Below are 22,251 nucleotides of genomic sequence, written 5' to 3' on the forward strand. Positions count from 1 at the left end.
AGGCGCCTTAAGCAGGTTCCAGCTCACCAACCTGATGATAGGCACGATTAAAATACACCAGACCATGTTCTTGTTGACTGTGCTGAATGGCCACCACACGGCACATAAAAATACTATGCGTACCCACCTGCTGAATCTGCTCAATCTCGCAATCAAAACTGGTCAAAGCATCTGCTAACACCGGTGCGCCGGTTTCCAGTTCGGTCCAGGTTCCATATTGAAAGCGCTCTTCAGAATTCATTTTGGAGGCAAAGACATTGGAGATTTGTTGATGCTGCGCGCCTAGCAGATTCACGCTCAAGATTTTATTTTCAATAAAATGGGCGTGTGAGCGTGAAGCCTGATTCATGCAAACCAATAAGGTCGGTGGTGTATCGGTTACACTACACACGGCAGATGCGGTAAATCCATGCACACCAGACGCCCCTGCCGTGGTCACCACATTGACCGCGCTGCTGAGCAAAGACATGGCATTTCTAAAGTCTGCTGCTTCAATCATCACCGGATTCCTTCATGTTCTTGGGTTATGCTTGAAATGGTTGTTAAGCGGAGGGGCCAGATGTTTTCTATCCATTCCCATCAGCTCTGCCACATGATGTGCCTGCGCGTTAAGCACTCAGTTCTTGACGCACAATAGTGGCGCCGGCACTTAAAGCACGCAGTTTGCCTTGCGCCACCTGACGCGATAACGGCGTCATACCACAGTTGGTCGATGGATAAAGCTTGTCGGCATCAACAAACTGCAAAGCTTTACGCAGGGTATTGGCCACTTCTTCTGCGGTTTCAATCTGGCTGGTGGCCACATCAATAGCGCCAACCATGACTTTTTTACCGCGGATCAGCTCAATCAGGTCCATCGGTACGCGTGAGTTTTGGCATTCCAGCGATACAATATCAATTTTGGATTGTTGCAGTTTCGGGAACACGGCTTCATATTGACGCCACTCGGAGCCTAAGGTTTTTTTCCAGTCGGTATTGGCTTTAATGCCATAGCCATAACAGATATGCACGGCGGTTTCGCATTTCAGACCTTCCAGTGCGCGTTCCAGCGTGGCCACTCCCCAGTCATTGACCTCATCAAAGAACACGTTAAAAGCAGGTTCATCAAACTGGATAATATCAACCCCAGCAGCTTCGAGTTCCCTTGCCTCCTGATTCAGGATTTTGGCAAATTCCCAAGCCAGTTTTTCACGGCTTTTGTAATGACCATCGTACAGGGTATCAATCATGGTCATTGGACCCGGCAAAGCCCATTTAATTGGCTGAGTGGTCTGGCTGCGTAAAAACTTGGCATCTTCTACAAACACCGGCTGTTTCCGGGCCACCTCACCGATCACCGAAGGTACGCTGGCATCATAACGGTTACGAATACGCACCGTTTCCCGTTTTTCAAAATCCACACCTTCGAGATGTTCAATAAAGGTGGTGACAAAATGCTGACGGGTCTGCTCACCATCGCTGACAATATCAATTCCGGCCAGTAACTGTTCATGCAGTGACAGGCTCAAGGCATCCTGTTTGGCTTCACGCAGTGCATCGCCTTCAAGTTCCCATGGCGACCAGAGTTTTTCCGGTTCTGCCAGCCAGGATGGTTTCGGTAAGCTGCCTGCGGTTGAGGTTGGTAGTAAAATGCTCATCTTTAATCTTCTATCTCTATACGTTGAATTAAGCAGCGTTGGTTGCTACGGCGTAGCTGGCAGCCCACTGTTCCAGAATGTGCTGATACGGTTTAATAAAGTGTTCTTCTGTCCATTTGCCCTGTTTTACGGCCAGCTGGCTACGCTCGACACGGTCATAGACAATTTGCGTTAAGGAATAATCCGGGTACTCAAGACTAGGTTGATAGACCTGACCTGCAGTCGAGTTGGCATTATAAATTTCAGGACGATAAATCTTCTGGAAGCTTTCCATGGTGCTAATCGCGCTGATTAATTCAAGATCGGTATAATCCGCCAATAAATCACCGCTAAAATAGAACGCCAAAGGTGCAGCACTATTTTCCGGTTTAAAATAGCGAACAGTTAAACCCATTTTTGCGAAATAATGATCTGTTCTTGAGTATTCATTTTGCTGATATTCAACCCCTAACACCGGATGAATATTGGCGGTACGATAATAGGTTTTGGTGGTCGATACGCTCAGGCAGATCACCGGCTGTTTATTAAACTGTGACTGGAACGCCTCGGAATTCACCACGTACTGATACAGCTTGCCGTGCAAATCACCAAAGTTGTCAGGCATTTCCCCGGCTTTATGGCCTTGGGACAATAAAAGCACGCTAAAGTCATAATCACGTACATACGATGAAAAACTGTTTCCGATCATGCCTTCAATACGCTGATTGGTACGATGATCAACAATCGTCGATTTCAGCATTTCAATGGCTGGAAAGGCGTTACCATTGCCTTCGACATCAAGATCTGCAGACACAATATCAATTTCCAGTGAATAACGGTCACCCTTCGGATTATCCCAATGTGCCAAGGCATTAAAACGGTTATTGATCATGCGCAGCGTGTTACGCAGGTTCTGTTCACGGCTTTCGCCACGCGCCAGATTGGCAAAGTTGGTTGTTAAACGGGTACTGTCCGCTGGTTGATAGTTTTCATCAAAACGAATACGTTTAATTGAACATGCAAACTGTTGACTCATCTGTTCCACCGCTTTAAATATCTAAAAATAAAAATCTGAATATCTTTCTGGTTTTAGTTATACGTGAACCCTAAGATGAATAAAAATGATTTAATCTAAGTTAATAGTGAATTAAATTCATGTTTTGATTTGAATAGCGTTATTTAAGGCGAAAATATAGAAAAATAGACTGCCCTATGAGTCATCAATCGAGTCCAATTTTTCTTGCTGGAAAAAGGCCAAAAAGCTAGATTTAGAATCAAAATATATTTTTTTAATTTTAATAAAAACAATTATTTATAATTTTTATTGTAGCTAAATATCTTCACATTTTGTTGAAGAAAATGAGCTTCTTGATGGAATAAAAAATTGGCTCGCCTAAATATTTGGATCTGGTCTGTTTAGGTCAAACGGCGCTTATATAAAAATGTCTATAAAAGCATCAACATGAATTTGGCTCAGTTGAAGATGAGGAAAAATCAAGGGGTTTAGCTTGTAAATGATCAGTGATTTACCTTCCTATTAAACGAATAGATGCAGTGATCTTCTGTAGCCATATCTTCTTGAGAGGCGACTTGGCGACGCTCAGCCTCTATAAGAAATGAAAATTTAAACCGGCTCAGCTATACTGTTTAAAATATAAGCAGAATATTGAGATCAGTAAAATAAGGAAATATCTGATGACTTTTCAAAAAACAATTTTGGGGCTAAGTTTAAGTTGTGTACTGGCACTTATATATGGCTGTACCAAACCGGCTTCTGATCAGGCTGAAACTGAAGTCAGTACTTCTGAAATCACATCGGATTCAAATGAAACTGCCAAAGCCAGCTCAGATTTTGATCTGAATAACATCCCCATTTCGACCGCAGTGCTTGGCGAGTTTCCTTATATTGAGTTACCACAGGGTTATCGCTATCAGAATGATGAAAATCGAAAGTTTGAACGTGTGCCGTTTTGGACAGGACATGACTTTCACTGGGTTGAAGGAAAACTGTTTAGTTCGGGTATTACCGCTAAATCAGATTATAAAGAAGGCAGTTATTTAGAAATACAGCGTAATCTTGATGCGGTAATTAAACAGCTTGGCGGTGTAGAAGTTGCCAATAGTCAAATCCCCAAAGAGCTTGCCAACAGTCTGCCTGATGCCATTCGGGTGCAACATGGTTCAGGTTTGGCTGATATTTATAATTACCCTGCGCAAACGTATGTGATTCGACAAGCGGATAAAAATATTTGGTTCCATTTGGCGCAATCTGGTCACTATATGGGTTTAATGGTAGCGGAAAGTCAGCCCTTAAATATCACTGCCAAAGCACTGACGTCGAGTGCACTGAAACAAAGTCTGGATCAGGACAGTAAAGTGAGTGTGCAAATTAACTTTGCCACAGATCAAGCCGATATTTTGCCAGACTCACAAGAACAAATAGATCAGATTATTGCTTTACTGAAAGATAACGATGATTTAAAACTTGGCATTTACGGACATACTGATAATACAGGCGATGTGGCGCATAATTTAAAACTGTCTGAGCAACGTGCGCAAGCTGTGGTGACTGCTCTAACCAAAGCAGGCATTGATACAAATCGTCTGACAGCCAAAGGTTTTGGGGATACTCAGCCTGTTGCAGATAATGCGACTGAAGATGGTAACGCGAAAAACCGTCGGGTGGAGTTGGTGAAATTATAAAAGTCTAAATACTAAAAAGACCGCAATATAGCGGTCTTTTTTACATCTTTTTATAAATGGTGTCACGGCGGTCAACGTCTAAGACAAGCACCACAATTTTGGCGTCAATGACTTGATAGACTAAGCGATACGCGGTTTCAGCTTATCAAACTTTTAAGTGCGGTTTTTGTGAACTCGAACTCTTAAGTCATCTAAAGTTATCCTGATAGTTTCTTCACTTTTCGCTTTTTCTGCTAGTTGTAATAAATAAACCTCATCCATAACACAATCTTTTAAGATTATTTTTGTATTTTCCAAAATGCGATTTTGACGATCAGGGCTACGACCTTCTAAAAATTCTGGTATTTTTTTTACCATATTTCATAAGCTCCAAATAGGATGTTCTTCCCAATTATCAGGAAAACCCATTGCAACACGCCAATTTTCATCTTTCACAATAGGTTTTAAGAGTTTATTCAATTGATTGCACCACTCTGAATCAAATACTGTCGGTCTTAGCAAGGTTTTTAAGATTAAGAGTACATAGAAGATACGTTTATTCGTCGGTGTAATCGGTGATTGCCAATTTGGATCTTTGTCGGCTTTAGATTTAATAGCTAATTCTTTATTCCATAACCGTCCATGATGGGCACAAATATTTCTTACATAGGTCAATATATGTAACCATTCAGCTAATTTTTCATGATGCAAAGAAAAATGCTGTGCGATAGCTTTCTTATCTTCTTTATTGTTTGCCTTATTATTTATTAAACCACTATATAAAAATGACAATGAACCAAAACTTAAAACTTCTGTCAGCATCCAGATTGGGATTTGAGGAAAACCATCATAATTTTGTTGAAAATGCTGGATGAACGTATCTTTAGAGCGTCCAACTTCTTTGTTGCATGTTTCTAAAAATTTTCTATGGTTAAATTTGGGATAAAAATTTTGTGCATTGTAGATACCAAATGCACCATATTGATGACCGAGATAATACGTTAATTTCGTTCGTAAAAACGTTTCTATAATTTCGATAGCACCGAATATTTGTAATCGTAATTCAGTATCAAATTCATATAATTGCACAATTTTTTCAAACGAAGTGCCCGGCTTGAATCGATCTAAGACATTATTTCCTGACCTTATTCGGTAAGGATACCAATATGCACTTAAGCGATAATAACCATATTTTGCCAATATTCCTTCAGCCCAAGCAACATTATGAATACTCAATCCTTTAGACTGTAGATGATGCACTTGCTCAGCATATGATAAAGGCTTTTTATTATAAGGTTTTAACATAATTCACTAAAATCGAGGCATAAAAAACCGCCAAGGTTGCGCGGACTTCAAAAGAAGAACTAAGCGTGGCGGCTGTATTAAGTACATAATAGCGACAATTGTTATTATTAGCAAGTTATGATCAAAAACTGCCCTTAGCGACAGTCTTTTTTATATCTAATCTCCCCTAACCCCTCTTTATTAAAGAGGTGAGGAACAGCATTCCACAAGGGGAAGATTTTTTACACCCCAAGCGCTAACCTAAACAACATCTGCCATTGTTCATGAACCTTTTACTTCTCCAAAATCTCTCTTAAATCCTCCGTCATCCCTTGGGCGGACTTAAACTCGCCTTGCTGGTTTTTCCACACCATTGACGGCGTGGCAAAGAAACCATATTTAGCCATCAGTTCCTGATTGGCATCTATTTTTGCAGCAATATCAGCAGGGATATTCTTGGTAATTTTTAACTTGTTTTGCCCTTTGTTGGCATTGTAACTGGTAAACACCTGCTGTGGATTTTTAGCCATCAGCATGGTTGCCACTTGCCCGCGACTCTCATCACGAATGACTGCCACCTGAATATGTCTAAGCTGTACCTTCCCCGCCTTCACCCACGGACGTGCCTTTTGCCAGAAGGTATGGCAATACGGACAATTCGGGTCTGAAAATACATATACAATCCGCGGCGCATCTTTTTGTCCGTCCTGAATCCAGGTGGAGTTTTCCAGACTTTTCCAGACATCATCCAGCACGGCGTCTTTGACATGGGTTTCAAGCGCTTTGATGGTCAGGTTCTCACCCTTGGCATTGTGCAAATCGCCAATAATGTAATATTTCTGGTCATTGGAAATAAACACGGTTGCCGGACTTTGCTGCATATGCCCGGCCCATCCGGTCATTTTTTCTGGCGCTTCAATCTGTTTGATAAATTCAAAGCCTTCCTGCTCAATCTGTTTTTTCAGATCAGTCTGGGCAAATGCTGTCGTATTTAACAGCAGCAGGAACAACGCAGCGGGATAAATCATTTTCATGATAATTTCCTGTTATTTTGAAGATGGAGCAGAAAGATCATTGATATAGCGACGCAGCATCGGCTGGGTCAGTTCGCCCATATGCCGATGCACGAGCTGTCCTTGTGCATTAAAGAACAAGGTGCTTGGCAAGCCATACATATTCATCTGGGTGGCCATGTCACCTTGAGGATCAAACAGGACATGCTGGAAATTAAAACCATGCTGACGCAGATAATCCTGTACGGTGTCAGTCGTTTCGCCCTGATTCAGCATTACAAAATGAATGTCCGGATAATCCTGCTGGGCCTGATGTAAAACCGGCATTTCCCGGTGACACGGCGGACACCAGCTGGCCCACAGGTTGATGACGGTCGGTTTGCCAACCCAGTGCTGTAGTGGCACCTGTTGCTGCTGTAAATTTTGAAATTGCAGGTCAGGATACTGATTCTGCTGTGGTAAAACCGTTTGAATACCCCAATTCAGACAAAGCTGGATCGCAACAAATAGCGTAATCAATATCGCTTTAGGCAGATTGGCCAATGACCGGTTTTTCCATAAAAACCACCCAATGCCGGCAATCAATCCGCCATAAAAATGAAAGCCTTTGTCCTGAATTTTGATTATATCCAGTGGTGTCGCCAGATAAAGATCGGCATGCATTAGTACAAAAACCAGTCGTGCGGCAATTAATCCCACCCAGAATGATGTCCACAAGCTGTCACTAAAGATGCGCCAGCTAGGTTCAGGCCATTGCTGTTTCTGTCTGAAATATCGCCCTGCCCCATACACCAGCACTAAACCGGTGAGCAGCAGCACCATCTGCCACGGCAACATTAGTGGGCCCATATGCAGCGCCGTTGCAGAAACCATCATGGCGTGTTCGCCTGCTGAAGTTGCTGCAAGCGCTGAATAAGTTGGGTCGCGGTAAAGGTGCCGGTTAAACGTAAAGTACGCTGTTCCTGCTGCTGGCTGTCCAGGAAAATCATGGTCGGTGGGCCAAGAATCTGCCAGTCACGCAGTAATGCATCTTGAGATGGATGATACTCGGTTAAATCCAGTTTAATCCGCACCTCATCCTGCAAGGCTGCCTGTACATCGGTACGTGGCAGGACTTCATTTTCTACCGGCTGACAGGTCACACACCAGTCGGCATAGACATCAATCACGATACTGCGTCCACTGTTCTGCTGTAGCAGCTGTGCCAGTTCCTGCTGGGTATGCACCTTTTGCCAGCTGAGTGTTTGTTGGGCATGGACCGCACCCATCTGCTGAAGGCCATGTTGAATATGCCAAATACCAATGCCGATCATGGCCAGCGCCAGCACAATAACGCCAACACGCGAGATTTTACCTTGCAGATGTCTGCGGATTAAATCGAAGCAGTAAATCGCCAGCGCCAGAAAAATAATACCCATCAACAGGAAATAGGCCACGGTCGGCAGCAATGGACGGGCGAAATAAACCGCCAGCGCCAGCATTAAAAAGCCGAAACTGAATTTTAACCGGTCCATCCATAGGCCCGGTTTCGGTAAATATTTGGCGCCAAATACGGCGGCAATAAATAAAGGAATCCCGAGCCCCAAACCCAGTACAAACAGATAGGTCGCGCCAAGTACTGGCTGATCCAACTGTGATACGAACAGTAAAGCGCCAGCCAAAGGCGCGCTCATACACGGACCCACAATCAGCGCGGAAATCATCCCCATTAACGCAGCACCCACCAGCGTACCGCCCTGCTGTTTTTGCTGCCATCGGTCCAGTCGTTGCAATAAACCTTGTGGTAAGGAGAGCTGATACACCCCAAACAGGTTCAAGGCAAATAAAATAAACAGCACTGCAAAGATGCCAATAAAGATCGGGCTTTGGAACCAGCGCTGGAAACTATAGCCCAGTTGTGCAACCGCCAGTCCCATCACCGCATACACTGCGGCCATACCCAGTACAAAAGCCAGCGCAATCAACGCAGCACGATAACCGCGATGACGTTGTACCAGAATACCGGATAGAATTGGAATCAGTGGCAAAGAACAAGGTAAAAAGGCCAGTAAAATGCCAAAACCGAGAAAAATCAGCAGATTAAAAAATAAATGATGTTCCGAGAGTAAATTGAAAAAATACTGGTCGTTGTTCCATTCAGATTGCAATGACGCAGCGGCTGCCGTTTGCGTCTCGCCTGCGATTTCACTGGCCGGCACCGGATTGGATGCTACGACTGAAATTTCTGAAGCAGCGACAGCGTCGGTGAGTTTTGTCGGCTCTGTATTCTCTACTGCTGCAATCGCTTCATCTTCAATGACTACTTCTTCAGCTGTAATTGGCGCAGTTGTCAGTGCTGTTTTTTCAGGCTTACTTGGTGCTGCTTCAATTTTAGCCGGTGCATCCAGCGCGACCGGTTTGGCAGCGCTTAATAAACGCCGTTCGCTTGAAGGTGCATCTGACTGGGGCAACAAGCCTTGCGCATCGGTCTGAATGGTGGCGCGTTGCACCGGATAACATAAACCGCTTTCGGCACAGCCCTGCCACTGAATTTTAAATTGCTGGTTTGGCGCGACCGTAATGGTGGTCTTGACCTGATGATAATGCACCTTGGTCTGGCCAAAGGTCGGATCGTTCTTATCTTCCGGGACTGGCAGCTGTAATTTTAGCGCACCGGCATCGCTACGCACCTGCAGCTGATCATGATATAAATAATAATCCTCGGCGATGGTCCAGCGCAGTTCCGCCTGATCATCACTAATAGAACGCGCCTGAAACTGAAACGCCTGATCGGGTGGCAAGAACTCCTGCGCCTGTGACCAGACTGGCCAGAATGCACAAAGAACCACAAGCAAAGCACTTACACGCGTAATCATGACGTCCATTTTTCTGTAGAAAACCCGATTCATTATTAAAAAGATTAAATTAAGAGAACATTAACATAGCTCATTATTTATAAAATAGGATTTCAGGTGGAGAGTAACTATGTTTGTGGTTCTGGTCGAAGATGATCCTTATATTGCCCAAAGTATCTGTTCAGCGCTGGACTATTTAAATATTTCAGTCGAGCATGTGGCCACTGCACGCGCTGCTGATTATTTTATCCGGCAAAGTGCGGTCGATTTGTGCCTGCTGGATTTGGGCCTGCCCGATCAGGACGGTCTGGAACTGCTGCAGCAGTGGCGCCAGGATGAAATTCATCTTCCGGTACTGGTTTTAACCGCCCGACATCAAACCCGGCAATGTGTAGAAGCCTTAAATCTGGGGGCCGATGACTACCTGACCAAACCCTTTGAACTGGATGAGCTGATTGCCCGTATTCATGCGCTGGCACGGCGTAATCGAGGTTTTTCTTCCAATCTGTTACAACTGGGCGATTTGCAGTTAAACCGCGATACCCAGGAAGTGACGTTCCAGCAGCAGCCGGTGACTCTGTCACGGCGTGAATACAGCCTGCTGGAAACCCTGATGAGCCATCCCAACCAGATTTTAAAAAATGAACAGCTGCTCGATAAACTGTATGGCTATCAGGACAGTATCGAGAGCAACGCGCTGAATGTGCATATTTATCATTTACGCCAGAAACTAGAGCCGCAGCTGATTCAGACCATTCGTGGTGTGGGCTATATGTTTAAAGTGCCGGAAACCGAGAGCTGAATATGCAGAACTACAGTTTAAAATGGCGGCTGGTCAGCATGTTTATGGTGGTGTTTCTTAGCCTGTGGAGTCTGGTGTTTTGCTGGCTGTATTATGATTTGCAGCAGCGGCTGCAAGATACGCTGGATCAGCGCCTGTTTGCCTCTGCACAAATGGTGGCGCGGCTGATTCAGCATTTGCCGCTACAGGAAATTAATCCCGATTCCTTAAAACAGGTGGCCGAACAGTATCATGCGCAAAATCTGATTGCCTGTGAGGTGTCGGTGTTTAGCTCGGATATTACCTTGGGGCCGTATGTGGTGGCTCGCACCCGCGGTGCGCCGGCGCAGCTGACCGGACAGCAACCGGGCTTTAGTACCTGGCAGGAAAATGGTGTGGAATGGCGCAGTTATGTGCTGCGTAAAGGTGATATTCAGGTGGTGGCCGCAGAACGGCTGGTGCTTAGAGCCTCTTTATTGCAACAGATTCTGCAATCGGTGCTGATTCCGCTGGTGTTATCGCTATTGATCTGTATGGCGCTGGTGATTCATATTTTGCGTAAAGAATTCCGCCCTTTAGATGATATGGCCCAGCAACTGGCAGATAAGCAGCATTCGCTGTCAGATGCGGCGCATTATCTGCAACATCTGGATGCGCGCAAAATTCCCAAAGAAGTCCAGCCTTTTGTCGATAATTCCAATCAGCTGATTCAGAATCTGCATCATAGTCTGGAAAATGAAAAACTGTTTACCGCCTATGCCGCGCATGAACTGCGTAGCCCTTTAACCGCAATTAAAACTCATGTACAACTCAGCCGGATGATGGTTGAACAGAATCCGGCACAGGCCAGCAAGCTGATTGAAAACCTGAAACAGGCCGAAAACAGTATCTGGCGCTATCAGCAGTTGCTGGAACAGTTGTTATTACTGAGCCAGACCGATCATGACGCTGCGCAAGCCGCCCCAAATTCGGAAACCACCGAAGTCGCACCAGTTTTGAGGCAAGTGATGGAAGAATTAAGTCCGGTTTATCCGCATTTAAATTGTGTATTACAGGTCGATTGGGAAAGTCTGCAGACCCTGCAATTGCCACCGCTGAGCTTGCATACCATCCTGAAAAATCTGCTGGAAAATGCCCTGCTACATGCCCAAGGCTTAAGCCGGATTGAAATTATCATGCATGATCAGCAACTGCTGGTACAAGATGATGGTCAGGGGCTGACTGCGGCGGAACTGACCCAGATGACCCGGCGCTTCTGGCGTAAATCTGCCCAGCAACAGGGTCATGGTTTAGGGCTGGCTTTGGTGAAAGCGCTGCTCCAACATCATCACTACCAGATGGATTTAAGCCTGAACCTTCCTCAGGGTTTAAGCATTCGCACTCGGCCGGAGCAGCCCTCTTCCACGCTCAATTAAAGGGTTGATGCTTGGGGACTAGATTAGAAGCTATATCTTAAGCCCCAAACCGCCTGATTTTTCTGTTTGATTTTACTGCGGTCATAGCCACCAAGAATGAAATCGGAAAAGACATTCACATTCGGCGCAACTGCATAATCCAGCCCGACCGAGGCAAAACGGAAAGCAGTATCGGTCTGGGTATCTAAAAATTCCTGACCTTCATATTTGCCGGAATCATTAAAATAGGAACCGGCAACGGCCAGATTTCCAGTTAATTTGTCGCTGAGCTGATGGGCATAGTTCAGGCTGACATAGGTATCCCCCTGATTCATATACACCACATCATATAAATAGGTCGACACGCCGAAGGTTAGTGTAGCCTGATCATTCACATTCTTGCTGACACGCAGGCCCAGTTCATTGGAGGTGGTACTGTCCCCACCCGGATAATAATAGGTCGCATTCCACAGATCCCAAGTCAGGCCTTTAAAATCTGACACATGCCCGACAATAAAATCATGTTCCATTTTATCGGTGCTGTATTGCCGGCCTTGTTGTAAATCGCGGTATGAATAACCCAGTGTACTGCCCCAATAAGCAGCATAAAAATTTCCGTAACCCAGGGTTAAAGAGGCCTGCAAAGCCAGGTCTTCATTTTCTGGTGCATTGGTCAGACCGCGCGACACATATTTGGATACTGCGGTCAGCTGACCGGACACATCAATAGAGGAAGACGATGCATCATTGGCCCAGCTGGACATGCTGATACATGACAGACATCCGGCGGCGACCACCGTTCTTGTAAATGGAATCATTGTTTTAAAATTTAACCTGATTGAATGTAAAAAATCCCAGCCAACCATCCGACCGTGAGCTGTGCGGATGGTTGGGTATCTGGTTTTAACTAAGAAAAAAGGATGTGTATAAAAATGCACATCAAAACGATGTCAAGATCAAAGTGTTCTGTTGCAGCTAGATTGACCGGACTGGCGTATTGGCCCGGTAAAATGGCGCCGTAGATTTGGCCAGCGCCGGTTTGGCGCGAATATGATCGGCCAGTTTTTCGGCCATCATAATGGTGGTGGCATTCAGGTTGCCGGTAATAATCAGCGGCATGATGGAAGCATCAATCACTCGCAGGTTTTGCAGCCCATGTACCCGCCCGTAGCCATCGACCACGGCCATATCATCTTCACCCATTTTGCAGCTGCAAGATGGATGGAACGCAGTTTCAGCGTGGTTACGGATAAATTCGTCCAGCTCGGCATCACTTTGTACCTGTTTGCCCGGGCTGATTTCTTCGCCGCGATAGGCATCTAAAGCCGGTTGATGCATGATGTCCCGGGTAATGCGGATGGCATCACGGAACTCGCGCCAGTCCTGTTCGGTACTCATATAATTGAACAGGATACTTGGATGCTGAAACGGATCTTTGGAGCGCAGTTTGACCCGACCGCGGGATGGAGAGCGCATGGAACCGACATGCGCCTGAAAACCATGCTGCTGAATGGCATTACTGCCATTGTAGTTAATGGCGACCGGTAAAAAGTGATACTGGATATTCGGCCAGGCAAACTCATCGGAGGTGCGGATAAAGCCACCGGCTTCAAACTGGTTACTGGCACCCACACCCTGACCTAAAAACAGCCATTCTGCGCCAATTTTTGGCTGGTTATACCATTTTAAGGCGGGATATAAGCTGACCGGTTTTTTGCACTGATACTGTAAATACATTTCCAGATGATCTTGCAGGTTTTCGCCCACGCCCGGTAAATCATGAACCACCGGAATCTCCAGGCTTTTTAGATGCTGGGCATTACCGACACCGGAACGCTGCAGAATTTGCGGGGAAGCAATGGCACCCCCACAGAGCAACACTTCTTTTTCAGCAAAGACTTGGAGTGGCTGCGCGGTACTTTGTCCCTGAAAATATTCGACGCCTATAGCCTGCTTGCCATGAAATAGAATTTTATTGGTCATGGCATGGGTGCGAATGGTTAAATTCGGGCGCTGTCTGGCCATATCCAGATAACCGCGCGCTGTGCTGGAACGGCGTCCCTGTGGGGTTACGGTACGGTCCATCGGACCAAATCCTTCCTGCTGATAGCCATTTAAATCATCGGTACGTGGATAGCCGGCCTGCACCGCAGCATCGACCATGGCATGAAACAGCTCGTTATTTCCGGCTTTCGGGGTGGCGACCCGTACCGGACCGCTGTCGCCATGATAGTCATTGCCGCCAATATCACGGGTTTCGGCCTTTTTATAATAAGGCAGGCAGTCGGCATAGCTCCAATGCTCCAGTCCTTTCAAACTGGCCCATTGTTCCAGATCCATCGCATTGCCGCGGATATAACACATGCCGTTAATCAGGGAGGAACCGCCCAAGCCTTTACCGCGACCACATTCCATGCGGCGATTATTCATATACGGTTCCGGGTCGGTCAGATAAGCCCAGTTATAACGCCGGCCCTGTAAGGGATAAGCCAGCGCGGCAGGCATCTGGGTACGAAAATCCAGCCGATAGTCCGGCCCACCTGCTTCTAGGAGCAACACCGTCGTGTCCGGATCTTCAGTTAATCGAGCCGCCAGCACATTCCCGGCAGAACCTGCGCCAATAATAATATAGTCATAGTTCATGCAGCATGATCCTCCCTTAAGCTGAAAATACAGACTGGAAAGGACTTAGCTCTACCTGAACCGATTTGGTCTGGGTATAGTGCTGTAAGGTCACCAGACCATTTTCACGGCCAACACCGGACTGTTTATAGCCACCAACCGGCATTTCTGCCGGAGATTCGCCCCAGGTATTCAGCCAACAAATCCCTGCTTCAATCTGATGAATAATGCGATGGGCCCGGCTTAAATCTGGACTGACCACACCGGCAGCCAGACCATAGGTGGTGGCATTGGCTCTGCGGATCACTTCATCTTCGCTGTCATAGCTTAAGATGCTCATAACCGGGCCAAAAATTTCTTCCTGAACAATGCGCATTTCATCATGACAGTCGGTAAATACCGTGGGTTCAACAAAAGCCCCGTGCGCAAATTCAGCTGCCGCTGCGCGCTGTCCACCTGTTAAAAGACGGGCGCCTTGTTGCTTGCCCAGCTCAATGTAATGCAATACTTTTTCCATATGGGCAAAGCTGGACAGTGGTCCGAAATTGGTGTTCGGGTCTAAAGGCTGCCCCATCCGCACATAAGGAATGCGCTGCAGAATCTTTTCTTCAAAAGCAGTTTTTAAAGCAGCAGGAATAAACACCCGGGTTCCATTGGTACACACCTGTCCAGAGCTGTAGAAATTGGCCATCATGGCGATATCGGCAGCCAGATCCAGATTAGCATCTTCACAGATAATTAACGGTGATTTTCCACCGAGTTCCATGGTGATTTCTTTTAAGCTGGACGCCGCTGCCTGTGCCATTACTTTTTTACCGGTACTCACACCGCCGGTAAAGGATACTTTGGCAATCTCTGGATGCTCAGTTAAGTAACTACCCACATCGCCACCACCGGTCACCACATTAAAGACGCCGTCTGGTACTCCGGCTTCACTATAAATTTCGGCCAGTTTTAACGCGGTCAGTGGGGTAATTTCACTGGCTTTAAACACCATGGCATTGCCTGCGGCCAAGGCCGGTGCAGATTTCCATAACGCAATCTGGATTGGATAATTCCAGGCGCCAATACCGGCCACCACACCCAGCGGTTCACGGCGGGTATAAATAAAAGAACTTTCTCTTAATGGAATTTGCTGGCCTTCGAGCGCTGGTAAAATGCTGGCATAATATTCCAGCACATCTGCCCCGGTCACAATATCGACGCTCCGGGTTTCACTTAAAGGCTTGCCACTGTCCAGGCTTTCAATTTCTGCCAGCTCATCATTGCGTGCCCGTAAAATGGCTACAGCCTGATTTAAAATGCGTGAACGCTGCATGGTGGTCATGGCTGCCCAGACTTTTTGTCCCTGTTTGGCAGACTGTACTGCCCGATCAACATCGGCCTGGTTACATGCCTGAATGGTGGCCAACACCTCAGCATTGGCCGGATTAATACTTTGGAATGTTTCAGAGGATGAAGCATCGACAAACTGACCGTGAATATAAGGTCGTTGTGTATTGAATTGCATCAATCGGTTCTCCTCGTAATTTAGTGAATATTGAGTTGCTGACGGATATAGTCGGCACAAATCTGAATAGGTAAATCGGCATCCAGGTCAGTGGTCATTAAGGAACCGCGTAACCAGAAACCGTCAATCAGTGCGGCCAGACCTTGGGCGGCGCGTTCGGCCTGCTCGCGGTCCAGCTGTTTGGCAAACTCATGCTTGATATTGGAATGCAGGCGGTAATGGTTAACCTGCTGCAAACGATGCAAGTCAGGTTGATGCATACTGTTGGCCCAGAATGCCAGCCAGGTTTTCATGGCCGCTTTGTCAGTCTGTTCGGCCGAGAAATTGGCACACACAATTGCAATCAGGCGCTGCTCCGGCGTGTTTTCTGCGGCGTTTAAACTGGCAGAAATGGCATCGCCCAGCTGTTGCAGCAAATAACGCATGGTCGCTTCAATCAGGCCATGCTTGCCCTGAAAATAGTGACTGATGATGCCTGTAGACACACCTGCCCGCTGGGCAATCTGGCTGATAGATGCTTCAGTAAAACCCAGTTCATTAATGGCAGATAAGGTGGCATCAATCAGCTGTTGACGACGAATCGGTTGCATACCAACTTTAGGCATAAGATCGACCTGACTAATAAAAATCATGCACAAGGCAAGGTAACATATAAAAACGTTATTTTAATTGAACGTTCAATTAAAATAAATTATAGTCTCCTCTGCTTCCTGATGTACAGCTCAGTTTGTTTTTCATTTGCAAATGTTTGTAATGAGAACCATGCCTATAGAGTCTGGTTAAGCCAAAACACACTGCGCTGTAGATCCGAATTAAAAAAATATGGTCACAGATTTATGCAAAAGAAAACTGAACAGACGACCGATAGTCTGAACAAAGTTGTCTTTTTTCTTTCGGCAACACTCATCCTGCTGTTTTCGCTGGTTACGATTTTATTTAATGACCAGGCGAATCAGCTCATTACCCAAATCTTGAACTGGGTCAGCCGGACCTTTAGCTGGTATTACCTGCTGGCGGCCACCTTATATCTGGTCTTTGTACTGTTTATTGCCCTGTCGCGTTATGGCGATATCAAATTAGGTCCCAAACATTCCAAGCCGGAATTTAGCCTGCTGAGCTGGTCGGCAATGCTGTTCTCGGCCGGAATCGGGATTGACCTGATGTTCTTCTCGGTGGCCGAACCGCTGTCTCACTATATGAATCCGCCTGTCGGCGAAGGCCAGACTTTTGAGGCTGCGCGCCAGTCAATGGTCTGGACCCTGTTCCACTATGGATTAACTGGCTGGAGCATGTATGCCTTGGTTGGCATGGCTTTGGGTTATTTCAGTTATCGTTATAACCTGCCGCTAACCATCCGCTCGGCGCTTTATCCGATTTTTGGCAAGCGTGTTAATGGCTGGATTGGACATAGTGTCGATACTGCGGCCGTTTTGGGCACTATTTTCGGTATTGCCACCACCTGCGGGATTGGTGTGGTTCAGCTCAACTATGGCCTGCATGTGCTATTTGATGTGCCGGAAAACCTGCTGATCCAGTCGGCACTGATTGCCGTTGCAGTGATTATTACTGCAATTTCAGTGGCTTCTGGGGTAAATAAAGGCCTCCGGATTCTGTCTGAAGTCAATATTTATGTGTCAATTGGTCTGCTGCTATTTATTCTGGTGATGGGCAATACCGAGTTTTTACTGGCAGCGTTAATCCAGAACTTTGGCGACTATATTAGCCAGTTCCCGCAACTGTCCTTAACCAGTTTTCCGTTTCAGCAACCGAAAGAATGGATGAACAGCTGGACCCTGTTTTTCTGGGCCTGGTGGATTGCCTGGTCGCCATTTGTCGGCCTGTTCCTGGCGCGAATTTCCCGTGGCCGAACCATCCGTGAATTTGTGGCCGGTACCTTAATTATTCCCCTGCTGTTTACCCTGACCTGGCTGTCAATTTTTGGAAATAGCGCCCTGCACAGCGTAATTTTTGATGGCAATACCCAGCTGGCCACCACCGTATTGGCCAATCCGGCACATGGTTTCTATGACCTGCTTGCCCAATATCCGTGGTTCCCATTTCTGGCCGGCGTCGCTACCATTACCGGTTTGCTGTTTTATGTGACTTCTGCCGATTCAGGCGCACTGGTACTGGGGAATTTCACCACCAAATTTAGCAATATTGAACATGATTCGCCGCGCTGGTTAAGTGTCTTCTGGGCACTGGCGATTGGTTTACTGACTTTGGCCATGCTGATGGCCAATGGCGTGACTGCACTGCAAAACACCACCATTATTATGGGGCTGCCTTTTAGCTTTGTGATTTTCTTTGTGATGGCGGGTCTGTACAAGTCATTAAGACTGGAAGATTTCCGTCAGGCCAGTACCAGCATGAATGCGGCACCCGTGGTCGGCAATGTCGACATCTTTAACTGGAAAAAACGCCTCAGCCGGGTAATGCTGCATGCCAATTTATCGCAAACCCAGCAAATGCTGGAAGAGGTCTGTAAACCGGCAATGCAGGCGGTGGCCACAGAATTCATCAACAAAGGCATTCAGGTCGATCTGGCGGAAAAAGCCCTGGATGATGAACCGGAACTGTCACATCTGGATTTAACCATTCAGCTGGATGAAGAAGAAAACTTCGTTTACCAGATCTGGCCAATCCGTTATGACACACCCAACTTCAGTTCACGCGGCAAACGCACCAAGAAATACTATTACCGTCTGGAAACCTATCTGTTTGAAGGCTCGCAAGGCAATGATCTGGTGGGTTATAGCAAGGAACAGGTCATTAACGACATTCTGGATAAATACGAGCGCCATTTGATGTTCTTGCACATCAACCGGATTAGTCCAGGCAAGCGCCCGCTCTTTCCAGACCCGGATCAATAAGGAATCTGTAGGATGTCTGAATCGCTTCACGCCTTTGCACTGTTTTTCTCATTATTAAACCCGTTTTTAATGAGTATTTATATGCTCGGCATTATCCGTAATTCCGAGGCCCGAGTGTTTAATCGCGCCCTGATTCAGGGCAGTTTAATCAGCTTTGTGGTGTTTATTATTTTCGCCAAAACCGGTGAAGCCTTTTTTCATGATATCCTGCATGTCCGTTTTGAATCTTTCCAGATTTTTGGCGGGATTATTTTTCTGGTGATTGGTTATCGCTATGTGTTTGAAGGCGCCGATACCATTGGGGTGATGCGCGGTGCGCCACATCATTTGGCCGGCACCATTGCCATGCCGTTTATGATTGGCCCGGGAACCATCAGCGCCGCGGTCATTACCGGAATTCAGCTAAGCCTGTGGCAACTGGTGCTGGTGATTTTTGTGACGCTATTTTTGACCTGTAGCCTGCTTATTTTAATGAAATATGCGCATGATCATTTGCAGCATAAACATTCCAATTATATTGATTTGTATGTCGATATTGTCGGGCGTCTGGCTGCCTTGCTGATTGGGACCATTGCCATTGATATGATTGTGACCGGTGTCAGCGGAATTATGCAGAGCTAAAATAACCTGAGTTCGATGAAATCCACTTAGCCTTTTAGCATATTTTGGAAAGTTGGCTTATTGGGGTTCAAACAATAAAGCAGATTTCCAGAATGGAACGATCATTTGGCAATAAAAATATTTGAAGAATCTAAAACCGGATTGATGAAATAAAATGACAATGGTCATTTCTTCAGACAAGCTTAAAGCTGACTTTTTCAACCTGGTTTTTTGGTGGTGTTTCAAAAAGTATGCTGAAAAAAACAGGTTGGCTTTTGATAAGATAGTGAGATGCAAATAACACTAGAAATCAAATGTCCAACCTGTCTAAGTGACAGTATAAAGAAAAATGGCCTCAAACTATATGGCAAGCAAAACTATCAATGTGAAGAGCCACCAAAATTCTAGACACACATAATCATCTTTTGATGGGCCTTTTCATAATCTAATGGAGAACGCTGATCATTGGAACCATGCCTGCGTTTTGTATTGTAGAACATCTCAATATATTCAAAGATATCAGACCTAGCCTCAGTTCTTGATGCATATATTTTCTTTTTGATCCTCTCTCGTTTTAACAGTTGAAAAAAGCTCTCGGCAACAGCATTGTCATGGCATGAGCAGTGTACTGCGCAAGTCGACGACTCATACTACTTTCAAGATTATGATGCTTGAGAAATGTCTGCCATTCATGATTGGTGTATTGGCTGCCTTGGTCAGAATGGATTAGGACTTTGTTCTTTGGGTTTCTTCGCCACAAAGCCATCAATAACGCATCTAAAACCAGATCTGCCGTGATTCTGAATTTCATAGACCAGCCAACAACAAGACGTGAAAACAGGTCAATCACAACTGCGAGATATAGCCACCCTTCATAAGTGCGGATATAAGGGTGAGATTCCTTTGGTCTACTCACCCCTATATTCAAACAAATTCAGGCTGGGTCTATACCGCCTTTATTATTGATGTGTTCTCACGAGCAATTGTTGGATGGAAAGTATCTACACGGATGAATACAGATATGGTACTCGATGCACTTGAGCAAGCATTGCACGATCGAGGCATGCCAAAGAATGTGATTCATCATTCCGATAGAGGTGTTCAATATCTTTCTATTCGCTATACCAATCGTTTAGAAGCTGCAAATTTACGAGCATCAGTCGGTACAACTGGTGATTCATACGATAATGCTCTGGCTGAAACGGTGAATGGCTTATACAAAACAGAGGTGATTGAATATTTAAAAGCAGATTGGCAAGGTTTAGCAGATGTACAACTAGCGACACTCAACTGGGTAGATTGGTTCAATAAAAAGCGTGTACACAGTGCACTGGGTTATGTATCGCCTTTTGAGTTTGAAGCAATGTACTATGATAAGATTAACCCGTTAGGTCAGGTGGCCTAACTTAAATAAAAAAGTCTCCGACAAACCCGGTACGGTTCAGATAGGCTTGTGCAACAAAGCCATACAGATGTAAAAGAAACAATACTATAACTTTACACTAGTTCTATCTGCGAACCTTTGATTTATACTAGCCGAATAACATCACCGGCTTTAAATCAGTTTAGCGACTTTATGAACTTAAAGAAAAATAAAAGACAGCTTGTCTGGGGTTTAAATCTGCTTGCATCGATGATGTATGGCAGCTTTGCTCATGCGCAGAGCATCAGCTTTCAGGACGCTGAACGTCAGTTGTTGCAAAATTCTTATAGCAGCCAAGCCTATTAAAGTCTGGAACAGGCTTCAAAACTTGAAGCTGAAGCAGTGAAAGGTATAGGTCTGCCACGAGTCGACCTGAATGTTCGTGCGTATGCCTTTCATAATGAACTCGATCTGCCTTTGGGTGCATTAAAAAATAATTTAGAGCAATCCTTAACGGATGGTGTAAATAATAGAATTGATGAACTGAACTTAGGGGGGCTGGCTGACCCGCTAAAAAATAGTCTAAGACAACCTATTCAAAATGGGGTGGGCTTAATTCCTGATAGTTCGCATGTCGTGCTGGATGATCAGGTGATTCGCCCGACGATTTCAGTCATGATGCCGCTTTATACCGGTGGGCTGACAAGCAGCGCTAAAGAAATCGCCAATATTCAGGTCGGTCGTAGTCAGCTCAGCAACAAACAGCAGCAAGACACGCAGCGTTTTGAACTGATTCAAAGTTATTTTAATGTACAGCTCCAAAAGCAACTGCATGCAGCTGCGCTGTTTAATCTGAATGCCATGCAGCAGCATTATCGCAATGCCTTAAAGATGGAACAGCAAGGTTTTATCAGTAAAGGGCACCGCATGCAGTTTGAAGTGGCACGCAATAATGCCGAGCGCAGCCAGCAAAATACACAGGCCAATTTGAATGCTGCCCTGTTCCAGCTGAATAATCTGCTTCAGGAAAGTAGCATCACCGAACTTTCGACGCCTTTATTTGTCAATAAAACCGAGCCACAGGCCTTAAATCATCTGCTGAAAACCTTTAGTCAGAACTCTGCGCTGATTCAAAAAATGCAGCTGGATACTCAATTAGCTCAAGCCAATGTCAAAGCCCAGCAAGCAGCTAAAAAACCGAATGTTTTTGCTTTTGGCGAATATAGTCTGGATCAAAATGAAAACTGGATTGTCGGAGTTGCCGCACGCTATAACCTGTTTTCTGGGATCGATAAAAACAAAAATATTCAGGCTGCCGAACTCAAACGCTCTGCCACAGAACTGCTCACTGCACGCACCCAGCAGGAAATTGAAAATCTGATTTATAAATCTTATAGCGAAGCACTCAGCGCACAGCAAAGTGATGCACTTCTGGCACAAAATTTGAAAGCCGCACAGGAAAATTTACGCATCCAAGAATTGTCCTTTAAAGAAGATATGGGCACCGCCATACAGGTCATCGATGCACAAAATATGCTGAGCGGACTACGAGCCGAAACTGCCTTGAATGCTTACAAATATGTGATGTCACTGGCCACACTATTACAAAGCCATGGCTCGATTGCAGAATTTCCGAACTACATCCAACATACCAACACTCACTATATTCGCTAATGGAG

General features: G+C 45.6%; 17 protein-coding genes and 5 pseudogenes. 8 read left to right on the forward strand and 14 right to left on the reverse strand.

Translation table 11 applies throughout. The features are described from left to right. Window positions 1-7 precede the first annotated feature (7 nt). The 3 genes from P253_RS03930 to P253_RS03940 all read right to left on the reverse strand — a co-directional run bounded on the left by P253_RS03930 (window position 8) and on the right by P253_RS03940 (window position 2,652). Complete coding sequence (locus P253_RS03930; RefSeq protein WP_016658150.1) at window positions 8-499, reverse strand: flavin reductase; 492 nt, start codon at window positions 497-499, stop codon at window positions 8-10. Between the two features lie 109 nt (window positions 500-608). Continuing rightward, complete coding sequence (locus tag P253_RS03935) at window positions 609-1,637, reverse strand: methionine synthase (protein ID WP_016658149.1); 1,029 nt, start codon at window positions 1,635-1,637, stop codon at window positions 609-611. Between the two features lie 28 nt (window positions 1,638-1,665). Next, a complete protein-coding gene (locus P253_RS03940) occupies window positions 1,666-2,652 on the reverse strand; it encodes a DUF1852 domain-containing protein (protein WP_016658148.1) in 987 nt (328 codons plus the stop codon). Between the two features lie 659 nt (window positions 2,653-3,311). Here P253_RS03940 and P253_RS03945 point away from each other — a divergent pair. After that, window positions 3,312-4,319 carry an OmpA family protein gene (locus P253_RS03945; RefSeq protein ID WP_016658147.1) on the forward strand — a complete coding sequence of 336 codons (1,008 nt, stop codon included), beginning with the start codon at window positions 3,312-3,314 and terminating at the stop codon, window positions 4,317-4,319. A gap of 153 nt (window positions 4,320-4,472) precedes the next feature. Here P253_RS03945 and P253_RS03950 read toward each other — a convergent pair whose 3' ends face one another. From P253_RS03950 to dsbD, 5 genes are all read right to left on the reverse strand, one after another. Further along, window positions 4,473-4,676: a hypothetical protein gene (locus P253_RS03950; RefSeq protein ID WP_016658146.1), complete on the reverse strand. Its 204-nt coding sequence runs from the start codon at window positions 4,674-4,676 to the stop codon at window positions 4,473-4,475. Window positions 4,677-4,679: 3 nt separating this feature from the next. Then, window positions 4,680-5,603, reverse strand: a complete 924-nt coding sequence (locus tag P253_RS03955; protein ID WP_016658145.1) for an Abi family protein — start codon at window positions 5,601-5,603, stop codon at window positions 4,680-4,682. Between the two features lie 272 nt (window positions 5,604-5,875). Then, window positions 5,876-6,616 carry a thiol:disulfide interchange protein DsbG gene (gene dsbG / locus P253_RS03960; protein ID WP_016658144.1) on the reverse strand — a complete coding sequence of 247 codons (741 nt, stop codon included), beginning with the start codon at window positions 6,614-6,616 and terminating at the stop codon, window positions 5,876-5,878. A 12-nt stretch (window positions 6,617-6,628) separates the two neighbouring features. After that, on the reverse strand, window positions 6,629-7,471 hold the full coding sequence (locus P253_RS03965; protein ID WP_016658143.1) for a TlpA disulfide reductase family protein: 843 nt from the start codon (window positions 7,469-7,471) through the stop codon (window positions 6,629-6,631). Continuing rightward, window positions 7,468-9,450: a protein-disulfide reductase DsbD gene (dsbD, locus tag P253_RS03970; RefSeq protein WP_016658142.1), complete on the reverse strand. Its 1,983-nt coding sequence runs from the start codon at window positions 9,448-9,450 to the stop codon at window positions 7,468-7,470. Before dsbD ends, P253_RS03965 begins: the two co-directional genes overlap by 4 nt. A gap of 109 nt (window positions 9,451-9,559) precedes the next feature. Here dsbD and P253_RS03975 point away from each other — a divergent pair, with 109 nt between their 5' ends. Both P253_RS03975 and P253_RS03980 read left to right on the forward strand, forming a co-directional pair. After that, window positions 9,560-10,231: a response regulator transcription factor gene (locus P253_RS03975; RefSeq protein ID WP_016658141.1), complete on the forward strand. Its 672-nt coding sequence runs from the start codon at window positions 9,560-9,562 to the stop codon at window positions 10,229-10,231. 2 nt (window positions 10,232-10,233) lie between these two features. Beyond that, entirely contained in the window at window positions 10,234-11,625 is a 1,392-nt protein-coding gene (locus P253_RS03980) for an ATP-binding protein (protein WP_016658140.1), read from the forward strand. A gap of 23 nt (window positions 11,626-11,648) precedes the next feature. Here the strand turns inward: P253_RS03980 and P253_RS03985 are convergent, their stop codons facing one another. The 4 genes from P253_RS03985 to betI form a co-directional block, all read right to left on the reverse strand. Beyond that, entirely contained in the window at window positions 11,649-12,422 is a 774-nt protein-coding gene (locus P253_RS03985) for a TorF family putative porin (RefSeq protein ID WP_005177899.1), read from the reverse strand. A 157-nt stretch (window positions 12,423-12,579) separates the two neighbouring features. Then, entirely contained in the window at window positions 12,580-14,247 is a 1,668-nt protein-coding gene (gene betA, locus P253_RS03990) for a choline dehydrogenase (RefSeq protein WP_016658139.1), read from the reverse strand. Between the two features lie 16 nt (window positions 14,248-14,263). Continuing rightward, window positions 14,264-15,739 carry a betaine-aldehyde dehydrogenase gene (betB, locus tag P253_RS03995; RefSeq protein WP_171066688.1) on the reverse strand — a complete coding sequence of 492 codons (1,476 nt, stop codon included), beginning with the start codon at window positions 15,737-15,739 and terminating at the stop codon, window positions 14,264-14,266. 17 nt (window positions 15,740-15,756) lie between these two features. Beyond that, a complete protein-coding gene (betI, locus tag P253_RS04000; RefSeq protein ID WP_035363085.1) occupies window positions 15,757-16,341 on the reverse strand; it encodes a transcriptional regulator BetI in 585 nt (194 codons plus the stop codon). A gap of 231 nt (window positions 16,342-16,572) precedes the next feature. Here betI and P253_RS04005 point away from each other — a divergent pair, with 231 nt between their 5' ends. Then, window positions 16,573-18,609: a choline transporter gene (locus tag P253_RS04005; protein WP_016658136.1), complete on the forward strand. Its 2,037-nt coding sequence runs from the start codon at window positions 16,573-16,575 to the stop codon at window positions 18,607-18,609. A gap of 12 nt (window positions 18,610-18,621) precedes the next feature. Continuing rightward, window positions 18,622-19,230 carry a MarC family protein gene (locus P253_RS04010; protein ID WP_016658135.1) on the forward strand — a complete coding sequence of 203 codons (609 nt, stop codon included), beginning with the start codon at window positions 18,622-18,624 and terminating at the stop codon, window positions 19,228-19,230. A gap of 78 nt (window positions 19,231-19,308) precedes the next feature. Here the strand turns inward: P253_RS04010 and P253_RS16105 are convergent. Then, a pseudogene (locus tag P253_RS16105) lies at window positions 19,309-19,446 on the reverse strand (IS982 family transposase); the annotation flags it as partial. 54 nt (window positions 19,447-19,500) lie between these two features. Between P253_RS16105 and P253_RS15725 the strand changes: the two are divergent. Next, window positions 19,501-19,602: pseudogene (locus tag P253_RS15725) on the forward strand (transposase-like zinc-binding domain-containing protein); the annotation flags it as partial. An 11-nt stretch (window positions 19,603-19,613) separates the two neighbouring features. On the opposite strand, the pseudogene P253_RS04015 reads toward P253_RS15725, so the two are convergent. Then, a pseudogene (locus P253_RS04015) lies at window positions 19,614-20,098 on the reverse strand (IS3 family transposase); the annotation flags it as partial. A 27-nt stretch (window positions 20,099-20,125) separates the two neighbouring features. On the opposite strand from P253_RS04015, the pseudogene P253_RS04020 reads away from it, so the two are divergent. Together P253_RS04020 and P253_RS04025 are read left to right on the forward strand one after the other, a co-directional pair. After that, window positions 20,126-20,614 (forward strand): annotated as a pseudogene (locus P253_RS04020) (IS3 family transposase); the annotation flags it as partial. 171 nt (window positions 20,615-20,785) lie between these two features. After that, a pseudogene (locus P253_RS04025) lies at window positions 20,786-22,246 on the forward strand (TolC family protein). The last annotated feature ends 5 nt before the right edge of the window (window positions 22,247-22,251 follow it).

The organism is Acinetobacter indicus CIP 110367 (assembly GCF_000488255.1).
GTDB lineage: Bacteria > Pseudomonadota > Gammaproteobacteria > Pseudomonadales > Moraxellaceae > Acinetobacter > Acinetobacter indicus.